This is a genomic window from Neisseria sp. HMSC70E02, from assembly GCF_001838645.1.
Taxonomy (GTDB): domain Bacteria; phylum Pseudomonadota; class Gammaproteobacteria; order Burkholderiales; family Neisseriaceae; genus Neisseria; species Neisseria macacae.
In genome coordinates this window covers 1-1251 of record NZ_KV838042.1, presented here as the reverse complement: position 1 = coordinate 1251, position 1251 = coordinate 1, and the positions used below count along the sequence as shown (strand labels likewise).

2 protein-coding genes are annotated in these 1251 nt (G+C 36.0%); both read right to left on the bottom strand.

Annotated features, from left to right (window positions below; genetic code table 11):
• Positions 1-189 precede the first annotated feature (189 nt).
• Positions 190-585 (bottom strand): hypothetical protein, encoded by a 396-nt coding sequence (locus HMPREF3277_RS00055; RefSeq protein WP_070869687.1) that lies wholly within the window; start codon positions 583-585, stop codon positions 190-192.
• 4 nt (positions 586-589) lie between these two features.
• Positions 590-1251 (bottom strand): HNH/endonuclease VII fold putative polymorphic toxin (locus tag HMPREF3277_RS14790; protein WP_210401139.1); only part of this gene is annotated, 662 nt, incomplete at its 5' end.

Below are 1251 nucleotides of genomic sequence, written 5' to 3'. Positions count from 1 at the left end.
CGTAGGCGGTTTTGGCTGAGATTGTTAAAGAACAGATAGCTCAAATGACCTCAAAGAAGGTTTGAGGTCATTTGAGAAGCAAAAAACGCATATGTGCGTTTCGCACACACCTTACGTCGGAATTGGAAGTTTTATACAGACTATGGCTTGTTATCGACTACTTGAGAAGGAAGTAGGTTACAACTCATTTTAAATAAAAATGGGAATTACATTCTGAATAATAAATCTATCATTCTTGAACAATGATAGATTTACATGAGAATTTTCTTTTTGAGAAATAAAAATTTGGCAAAAGTCTTCAACATATATATCTAATTTATTAAATCCCAATCTATCTGGATTTGAAATTAAAACTCCTTTAAATCTTACATTACTTGATGTTTTAACCCATAAGGCATTAAAATCTTCCTCCCATTTTCCCCATTTTTTAACGGGAAATAATGGCTCCTGTTTTATAAAAAAACTGAATTCGCTATTACCATTTAAACTAATCATAATATCTTTAATAAAAATAGAATTATATATACCTTCAGGATAAATTTTTTTTAGAAAAAAATTATTTCCGAAGAAATCTAAATTCAACATAAGATTACCTTTTTTTCTTAAAATTATAATGTCCATAAGTACCACTTACAGAACCAGTGTTCGTATTACTTTCTGGTCTCACATTAAAATGTGGTTCTCTGCCTTTATTGATTTCTGCTTTTGTATGGCCAAGACTGTGTTCTTGGATAACAATAGTTTCTCTTCCAGGAATTTCATAAAAATATTCTCTCACCTGAATTGGTTGATAATTACTATCTAAAACCTTATTACCATAACCATCATCTAAAAGAACACGTCTAATTTTTGTGGGCTGAAGTGAATTAGGTATGTTTGAATCTCTTTTTGCTCTTCTAAAAGCCTCTCTTCTCGATTTGGCATTGTAAAATTCCTTTTTGTTAGGAGAACATTTTTCTAACCCCAACGGGTCAAACCACGCCTGTACACTTGGCGCAAACGAATAAAGATTCTCCCCACCCAACAACCCAATCGGATCTTGATTCACAAACCGCCCGGCCTCAGGCTCGTAATACCGCATCAGGTTGTAGTGCAGCCCGGTCTCTTCATCGAAGTACTGGTTTTGCAGTCGGAACGGCTGATGCGCGTTCTTGTAAACCCGCTCATCCTTTTTCAGACGACCCCAGGCGGTATATTCGCCGTACCATAAGAGATTGCCGTGGATGTCGGTCATCTCGCGCGGGATGCCGA

Bases quoted from the DNA above. Each gene is read 5' to 3' on its own strand.
- HMPREF3277_RS00055 (WP_070869687.1), bottom strand. From the start codon at position 585: ATGTTGAATTTAGATTTCTTCGGAAATAATTTTTTTCTAAAAAAAATT.